Source organism: Trichloromonas sp. (genome assembly GCF_041583255.1).
In the GTDB taxonomy this organism is placed as follows: domain Bacteria; phylum Desulfobacterota; class Desulfuromonadia; order Desulfuromonadales; family Trichloromonadaceae; genus Trichloromonas.
The window spans coordinates 1-7,970 of sequence record NZ_JBFHGD010000157.1 but is presented as its reverse complement, the minus strand read 5'-3'; the positions used below and the strand labels follow the sequence as shown (position 1 = coordinate 7,970).

The 7,970-nt window shown below is 62.2% G+C and carries 5 protein-coding genes; all 5 read right to left on the bottom strand.

The genetic code is table 11. From position 1 onward, the window contains the following. The coding region (gene ppdK, locus ABYV89_RS12165) for a pyruvate, phosphate dikinase (protein ID WP_432823225.1) at positions 1–2,642 on the bottom strand (2,642 nt) is incomplete at its 3' end. A 72-nt stretch (positions 2,643–2,714) separates the two neighbouring features. After that, a complete protein-coding gene (glyS, locus tag ABYV89_RS12160; RefSeq protein ID WP_432823224.1) occupies positions 2,715–4,781 on the bottom strand; it encodes a glycine--tRNA ligase subunit beta in 2,067 nt (688 codons plus the stop codon). After that, positions 4,781–5,656 (bottom strand): glycine--tRNA ligase subunit alpha, encoded by an 876-nt coding sequence (gene glyQ / locus ABYV89_RS12155; RefSeq protein WP_432823223.1) that lies wholly within the window; start codon positions 5,654–5,656, stop codon positions 4,781–4,783. The genes glyS and glyQ overlap by 1 nt, the downstream gene beginning before the upstream one ends. Before the next feature lie 149 nt (positions 5,657–5,805). Continuing rightward, the gene (gene recO / locus ABYV89_RS12150; RefSeq protein WP_432823222.1) at positions 5,806–6,570 is read right to left on the bottom strand and encodes a DNA repair protein RecO; all 765 of its coding nucleotides are present in this window, start codon (positions 6,568–6,570) and stop codon (positions 5,806–5,808) included. 13 nt (positions 6,571–6,583) lie between these two features. Further along, the gene (gene mgtE / locus ABYV89_RS12145; RefSeq protein WP_432823221.1) at positions 6,584–7,939 is read right to left on the bottom strand and encodes a magnesium transporter; all 1,356 of its coding nucleotides are present in this window, start codon (positions 7,937–7,939) and stop codon (positions 6,584–6,586) included. Positions 7,940–7,970: the final 31 nt, after the last annotated feature.

Here is a 7,970-nt window from a genome sequence, read left to right as displayed (position 1 = left end):
TGGGCCGCGGCCAGCCGGGCGATGGGCACCCGGAAGGGGGAGCAGGAAACGTAGTCGAGACCGATCTTATGACAGAAGATAACGCTCGACGGCTCGCCGCCGTGCTCGCCGCAGATGCCGAGCTTGATGTTGGCGCGGGTGGCCCGCCCTTTTTCGCACCCCATCTGCACCAGCAGGCCGACCCCGGCCTGGTCGAGGGCGACGAAGGGGTCGTTGGGATAGATGTCGCTTTCGACGTAGAACGGCAGGAACTTGCCGGCGTCGTCACGGGACAGACCGTAAGTGGTCTGGGTCAGGTCGTTGGTGCCGAAGGAAAAGAACTCGGCTTCCTTGGCGATCTCGTCGGCGGTCAGGGCGGCGCGGGGGAGTTCGATCATGGTGCCGATCAGGTACTCCACCTTGACGCCGTAGCGGGCGATGACGCCGTCGGCAACGCGCACCGCGTTGGCCTTGAGGATGGCCAGCTCCTTCACCTCGCCGACCAGCGGGATCATGATCTCGGGAATGATCGAGAAACCTTCGTTCTTGATCAGCTCGCAGGCCGCTTCCATGATCCCCTGGACCTGCATGTCGTAAATTTCGGGAAAGGTGATCCCGAGCCGGCAGCCGCGATGACCGAGCATGGGGTTGAATTCATGCAGGGAATCGACCTTGGTCTTGAGCATCTGGGAGGTCACGTTCATGACCTTGGCCAGTTCGTCGATCTCGGCCTCCTTCTGCGGCAGAAATTCGTGCAGCGGCGGGTCGAGCAGGCGGATGGTGACCGGCAGCCCCTTCATTTCACGGAACAGGCCGATGAAGTCGCCTTTCTGCATCGGCAGGATTTTGGCCAGGGCCCGCTTGCGGCCGTCGACGTCGTCGGACAGGATCATTTCGCGAACCGCCATGATGCGGTCGGCTTCGAAGAACATGTGTTCGGTGCGGCAGAGGCCGATCCCTTCGGCGCCGAACTGGCGGGCGACCTTGGCGTCGTGCGGGGTGTCGGCGTTGGTGCGCACCTTGAGCCGGCGGTACTTGTCGACCCAGGCCATCAGCTGGCCGAAATCACCGGTCAGCTCGGGCTGCACGGTCGGCACCTGGCCGTTGATCACCTCGCCGGTGGAACCGTCAAGTGTGATGATATCCCCCTTCTTGATCACCGTACCGTTCTTAGCGGTGAATTCCTGGGCCCGGTAGTTGACCGTGATGTCGCCGCAGCCGGCGACGCAGCACTTGCCCATGCCGCGGGCAACGACCGCCGCGTGGGAGGTCATGCCGCCGCGGGCGGTGAGAATCCCCTGGGCGGCGTGCATGCCGTGGATATCTTCAGGGCTGGTTTCAACCCGGACCAGGATGACCTTGAGACCGATCTTTGCCGCCTCTTCCGCCTCGTCGGCGGAGAAGACCACCTCGCCGCAGGCCGCACCGGGTGAAGCCGGAAGCCCCTTGGCGATCACCGTTTTGGGCGCCTTGGGGTCGAGCGACGGATGCAGCAGCTGGTCGAGCTGAGCCGGCTCAACCCGCAGCACGGCTTCCTTGTCGCTGATCAACCCTTCGTTTTTCATATCGACAGCGACCTTGACCGCGGCCTGAGCGGTACGCTTGCCGTTGCGGGTCTGCAGCATGTAGAGCTTGTGCTTCTCGATGGTGAACTCGATATCCTGCATATCCTTGTAGTGCGTCTCAAGGATTTCACGAATCTTCACCAGCTGGGCGTAGCAGTCGGGCAGCACGTCTTCCATGGCCGGCAGGTCGCCCGGCTTGTGCTTAACCTTGTTGATCGGCTGCGGCGTGCGGATACCGGCGACCACGTCTTCGCCCTGGGCGTTGATCAGGTACTCGCCGTAGAAGTAGTTTTCGCCGGTGGAGGGGTCGCGGGTGAAGGCCACGCCGGTGGCGCAGTCGTCACCCATGTTGCCGTAAACCATCGACTGGACGTTGACGGCGGTCCCCCATTCGGCGGGAATGTTGTTGAGCCGGCGATAGGTGTTGGCGCGGGGGTTCATCCAGGAACCGAACACGGCGCCGATTGCTCCCCACAGCTGCTCCTGGGGGTCTTCGGGGAATTCGCGGCCAAGCTCTTCCTTGACCTGGTTCTTGAACAGGCCAACCAGTTCTTTCAGGTCGTCGGCGGTCAGGTCGGTGTCGAGCGCAACGCCGCGCTTATCTTTCATCTGCTCGAGCAGATGCTCGAGGATGTCGCCGTCGACATTCATGACGACGTCGGCATACATCTGGATGAAGCGGCGGTAGGAGTCGTAGGCGAAGCGGGGGTCGCCGCTCTGCTCGATGATCCCCTGCACGGTTTCGTCGTTGAGACCGAGGTTGAGCACCGTGTCCATCATGCCGGGCATGGAGGCGCGGGCGCCGGAACGCACCGACACCAGCAGCGGGTTGTGGCGGTCGCCGAATTTTTTGCCCATCAGGTCTTCAACCTGCTTGAGCTTTTCATCAACCTGCTTCTTGAGTTCCGCCGGATACTGCCGGTCGTTCTTGTAGAACTCGGTGCAGACTGCCGTCGTGAGGGTGAAACCGGCCGGTACCGGCAGGCCGATCGACGTCATTTCCGCCAGGTTGGCACCCTTGCCGCCGAGCAGATTTTTCATGTCCCCTTTGCCTTCGGCTTTCCCGTCACCGAAGAAATACACATACTTCACAGCCATCAACCTTCTCCTCCTCGAAAAGTTTAGAGCCGGGGCCTAACACCCCATCCAAGTGACGGTCAACCCCGTGCCTTAAGCGGCAATCCGGGAGAAATCCGCAATCCCCTCAAACAGCCTGGCAACCCCGGTCAGCAGGGCCAAGCGATTTGTCCGTACAGCTTCCTTGTCAGCCATGACCATGACGCCATCGAAAAAGGCGTCCACGCTTACGCGAAGGCCGGCAATCGCGCGCAGGGCCGCCGCGTAATCGCCACCGTCCACCAGGGACGCGACCTGCACTGCAACCTGCCGGGTGGCGTCATGCAGTGCCCCCTCGCAGGCCGATTCAAACAGCGCAACATCGACCGGGGTCCCCACCCCGCCCTTGATGATGTTAACCACGCGCTTGAAGGCGACGGCGAGAGGCTCGAAATCCTCACGCCCTTTCAGTTCGGCCAGCGCCTTGACCCGGGCCAGGGCATCGGCCACGTCGTCGAAGGACGCGGCCAGCACCGCATCGACCACGTCCTGCGGAATCCCCTGGCCGGTCAGCAGGTTGACCAGGCGCAGCCGCAAAAACTCGACCACATCGCGGCGCACCTCGGCCTTGGGCCGGGTCAACTTGGCCGTGAGCAGCTCAAGGCTGCGATCGACCAGGGCCGGCAGTGACAGCCGGTAGCCGCGACCGAGAATGGTGTTGAGAACGCCGATGGCGCTGCGCCGCAGGGCATAGGGGTCGGCGGTCCCGGTCGGGATCAGGCCGACGCCGAAGCAGCCGCAGATAGTGTCGATTTTGTCGGCCATCGAGACAAACGCCCCCATGTCGGACGATGGGATGGCGCTGCCGGCCTGGATCGGCAGGTAATGCTCGTAGATCGCCTTGGCCACCTCGGCATCTTCCCCTTCGAGCAGGGCATATTCGCGCCCCATCACTCCCTGCACCTCGGGAAACTCGCCGACCATGCCGCTGACCAGGTCGGCCTTGCACAGGGTGGCGGCGCGGGCGGTCTTGTCTTTCAGGGCCGGCGCAAGCTGCTCGGCGAGCGAGACGGCCAGCTCCCGGAAGCGTTCCATCTTCTCGTAAGAGGTGCCGAGCTTGGCCTGGTAGACCACCGACTTGAGGGATTCGACCCGGCTGTCGAGGGAGACCTTCTTGTCTTCGTCGAAAAAGAAACGGGCGTCGGAGAGCCGGGCGCGCAGGACGCGCTCGTTCCCCTTGACCACCACCGAGGGATCTTTTGTCAGGGTATTGTTGATGGTGATAAAGGCGGGCAGCAGCTTGCCGGTCTCATCGACCAGCGAAAAATAGCGCTGATGGCTGCGCATGGAGGTGATCAGCACCTCCCTGGGCACCTGCAGAAAGTCGGGGCTGAAGGTGCCGAGCACGGCGCTGGGGTACTCCACCAGGTAAGCCACCTGCTCCAGCAGTTCTTCATCCTGCAGCACGTTGCCGCCGGCCCCCTTGGCCGCCTTTTCGATCTCGGTCCGGATGATCGCCTTGCGTTTCTCCGGATCGGGGATGACGAAATGACGCTCGCATTCCTGCAGGTACTGGGCGAGGTCGGTCACCGCGAAGGCGTCCGGCGCCATGAAACGGTGGCCTTTCGACTGGTTGCCGCTGGTGACATTGCCGAAGCCGAAGGGAACCACGGCCCCGCCGTAAAGGGCGACGATCCAGTGCACCGGGCGGGCGAAGCGAACCTCCAGGTCTTTCCAGCGCATCGATTTTTTAAAGGGAATGGCGTTGATCAGGCGCGGCAGGATTTCGCCGAGCAGCTCAGCGGTAGGACGGCCGGCCTGCTCTTTCTTGGCGCAGACGTACTCCCCTTTTTCGGTTGCAACGATGACCAGCTGATCGACGCTGACGCCCTGGCCGCGAGCGAAACCTTCGCCGGCCCGGGTCGGCTTGCCTTCGGCGTCAAACGCAACGCTTTTGGCCGGCCCCATCGCTTCGGTGCGCAGGGTCGGCTGATGCTCTTCGATCTCCCCAACCGCCAGCACCAGGCGCCGCGGGGTGGCCAGGGTGGTAATTTCGCCGTAGCCGAGCTGGGCGTTGTCCAGCTCAGAGCGGATCAGGTTGCGCATGTCGGCCATCGCCTTGGGCAGAAAGCCGGCCGGAATTTCTTCGGTACCGATTTCGAGCAGCAGTTCCTTTGCCATCAGCGGCCTCCTTTCAGCAGCGGGAAGCCGAGTTTCTCGCGCAACTGCAGATATCCTTCGGCGCACAGTCGCGCCACGTTACGAACCCGCCCGATGTAGGAGGCGCGCTCGGTTACCGAAATCGCGCCGCGGGCGTCGAGCATGTTGAAGGAATGGGAGCACTTCATGACGTAATCGTAAGCGGGCAGCACCAGGCCGCGCTCCACCAGGCGGATACACTCTTTCTCGTACATGGTGAAGAGCTTGAGCAGCATATCGACATCCGCCTCTTCGAAGTTGTAGGTTGAAAACTCCACTTCGCTCTGGTGATGGACGTCGCCGTACTTGACCCCCTTGACCCATTCGAGGTCATAGACGTTGTCGACCCCCTGCAGGTACATGGCGATACGCTCGCAGCCGTAGGTGATCTCGCCGGAAACCGGCTTCAGGTCGATGCCGCCGGCCTGCTGGAAATAGGTAAACTGGGTGATCTCCATGCCGTCGAGCCAGACCTCCCAGCCCAGCCCCCAGGCTCCCAGGGTCGGGGATTCCCAGTCGTCTTCGACAAAGCGGATGTCGTGCGCCTTGGGATCGATGCCGAAGCTCTTGAGCGAATCAAGGTACAGGTCGAGGATATTGGTCGGCGAGGGCTTGAGGATGACCTGAAACTGGTAGTAATGCTGCAGGCGGTTCGGGTTTTCCCCGTAGCGGCCGTCGGTGGGACGCCGGGAGGGTTCGACATAGGCGACCTTCCAGGGCTCCGGCCCGAGTACCCGCAAAAAGGTGGCGGGGTTGAAGGTGCCGGCCCCTTTTTCGATGTCGTAGGGCTGCTGGATGAGACACCCCTGCTTGGCCCAGTAGTTCTGCAAAGATAGAATCAGGTCTTGAAAAGTCACGCTACCTCCAGGCAACAGCTGAGCAGAAGTCGGATAAAACGACGGCCCAACCCGGATTAATTTGTATACAGTATACAGGGCTTCAAAGCGGAAAGTTTATCCCGCCTAAGGATGCATGTCAAGCCGGAATCTCCGACAAAAGGGGCCACTCAGCCCGCCTCGTCCGCCAGAACCTGCTCCAGAAAAGACGCCGAGCGTAACGGCTTCGCCAGGTGGCAGCGCAAGGTGTCGGCGACCAGCCGCTCGCCTTCGGCGAGGGTCTGCGGGCTGAGCCGGATTTCGGCAAAAGCGGTCAGCGGCCCGCGCAGAATCCTCGAGACCGAACCGAGGGTCAACAGGCCGACCTCAACCGAACGGCCCCCTCCGGCACAGGACGGGCAAAGGCTCCCCCCCTGCCCGGCGGCAAAGGTCACTTCGGGCCCGGGCAACCCGCCGAAACAGGAAGCGCAATGCAGCAGATGGGGAATATAACCGGAAAGGTTGAGCAGGCGCAGTTCAAACAGGAGTCGGGCCGGCGGCGTCCCGCCACAGGCGGACAGATGATCGAGCAGGGCGCGCAGCAAGTCGTAGACCAGGTCCTGCGCCTCCCCTTCGGCAAAAAGCGCCTCCGTCAACTCGCAGGCGTAGCCGGCCAGGGCGATGGCCGGCAGGTCGGTTCGCAGGCCGGCCCGCAGGTCGATCAGCTCGGCCTCCTTGAGGGTCACCAGTCCGCCGGCACGCGCCGGAGACCAGTGCAGGACCGCACTGGCGAAGGGTTCGAGAGAGGCGGCGAAACGGCGCCGGCTCTTGCGGGCGGCCCGGGCAAAGCCCCGCAGCCGACCAAAGCCGGGAGCGAAAAAAGTGACGATGCGGTCCGATTCGCCGTAATCGAGGTGGCGCAGCACAATCGCCTCGGAACGCAGCTCCCGCATCATGCCGCCCAGGTCCCTACCTCAGGTAATCGAGAAAAATGGTGGCGGTGCCGAAATAGATCAGGATGCCGGTAATATCGTTGGCCGTCTGCACAAAAGGGGTAGAGGCGATCGCCGGGTCGACCCCGAGCTTGTGGAAAAAGGCCGGCGCCATAACCCCCATGGTCGCCGCCACGGTCATGGCCGTGACCATGGCTATCCCGACCACCACGCCGAGGTAGGGGTTGTGATGCCAGCCAAAGGCCACCACGCCGATGGTGACCCCGCACACCACCCCCATGATCAGCCCCACCCGCAGTTCCTTGAGAAAAACCTGGCGCATGGTATTGACATCGATCCGACCAGTGGCAAAACCGCGCACCACGATGGTCGCCGACTGGCCGCCGACATTGCCGCCCATACCGGTAATGACCGGAATAAAGGAGATCAGGGCGATGACCTCCTTCAGCGTTACCTTGAACAGCCACATCAGGTAGCCGGTAATCACCCCGCCAAACAGGTTGGTGATCAGCCAGGGGAGTCGCAAGCGGGCGATCTTGAACGATTTGTAGCCGTACAGCAGCTCCTCGTCGCTGGAGCCGGCCATCTTGTAGATATCCTCGGTGGCTTCTTCCCGCATGACGTCGATGACGTCGTCGACAGTGATGATACCCATCAGCTTGTTGCCGTCATCGACAACGGGGATGGCCAGGATGTTGTACTTGGCGACCAGCTGCGCCACCTCTTCCTGGTCGATGTCGGTGCGGACACTGATCACCTCGGTGGTCATGATGTCCTTGAGCAGGGCCGACGGCGGCACGGTCAGCAACTGGCGCAGCGACAGCACGCCGACCAGGTGGTTGTACTCGTCGGTGACATAGACGTAGAAAACCATCTCCACGTCTTCGGCGCCCTGCAGGGCCTCGATCGCCTCCTGGACCGACATTTCCTCGCGCAGGGAAAAAATTTCGGTGGCCATGATGCCGCCGGCGGTATCCTCGCCGTATTTGAGCAGCTCCTCGATTTCATCCGAATGCTCATCCTTCATGATCTGGAGAACTTCTTCGGCAAGCTCCTCAGGCATGTTACGGATGATGTCAACGGCGTCGTCGTAGGGCATTTCCTGCAGAACTTCGGTGATCGTTTCCTTGTCGATCTGCTCGAGCAGCTGGGCGCCGGTGGCATGATCGAGCTCGGAAAGGACGTAGGCCGACACTTCCGCATCATCGAGCAGGTTGAACAGGATGCGCTGTTCCTTGAGGTCAAGGTAGCGGAACAGGTGCGCGATATCGGCAGGGTGGGATTTGGCGAGAACCTTGGTCAGGTTGGGGTAAGCGCCGCGGCGGGTCAACTTGCGCACCGTGTCGAGGAGAATTTGCAGTTTCTGTTCCATGGATAGCACCTCCCCGGGCGTCATTGCCTAG

Excerpts from the sequence above, each read along its gene's own strand:
- glyS (WP_432823224.1), bottom strand. The coding sequence starts at position 4,781 with ATGGCAAAGGAACTGCTGCTCGAAATCGGTACCGAAGAAATTCCGGCC.
- recO (WP_432823222.1), bottom strand. The coding sequence starts at position 6,570 with ATGATGCGGGAGCTGCGTTCCGAGGCGATTGTGCTGCGCCACCTCGAT.
- mgtE (WP_432823221.1), bottom strand. The coding sequence starts at position 7,939 with ATGGAACAGAAACTGCAAATTCTCCTCGACACGGTGCGCAAGTTGACC.